This is a genomic window from Ferrimonas aestuarii (genome assembly GCF_005116665.1).
GTDB classification, from domain to species: Bacteria; Pseudomonadota; Gammaproteobacteria; order Enterobacterales; family Shewanellaceae; genus Ferrimonas; species Ferrimonas aestuarii.
This window is the reverse complement of the sequence record NZ_SWCJ01000053.1, coordinates 1-297: the sequence shown is the minus strand read 5'-3', so window position 1 is coordinate 297 and position 297 is coordinate 1. Positions and strand designations below refer to the sequence as shown.

1 protein-coding gene is annotated in these 297 nt (G+C 49.2%); it reads left to right on the top strand.

Annotation, left to right across the window (positions count from 1 at the left end; genetic code table 11):
* On the top strand, nucleotides 1–297 hold a 297-nt coding region (locus FCL42_RS21585), incomplete at both ends, for a transposase (RefSeq protein ID WP_136865460.1).

Below are 297 nucleotides of genomic sequence, written 5' to 3'. Positions count from 1 at the left end.
TACATCACCAATAAACAAGCCGCCTCTTTGATAGGAGTCGCCCCCATCACCCGAGAAAGTGGTCGCTTTAAAGGGAAACGCACCATTCAAGGCGGCAGAGCACAAGTGCGAACGGTACTCTATATGGCCATGATGTCAGCCATACAATGCAACCCGGTTTTTAAGGCCACTTATCAACGATTACTCGAAGCAGGAAAACCCAAAAAAGTCGCCATCATTGCGTGCATACGAAAGATGGTCGTCATCCTGAACTCCATGCTCAGGGACGGCGTAGAATGGGACTCCAACAACAGCAAA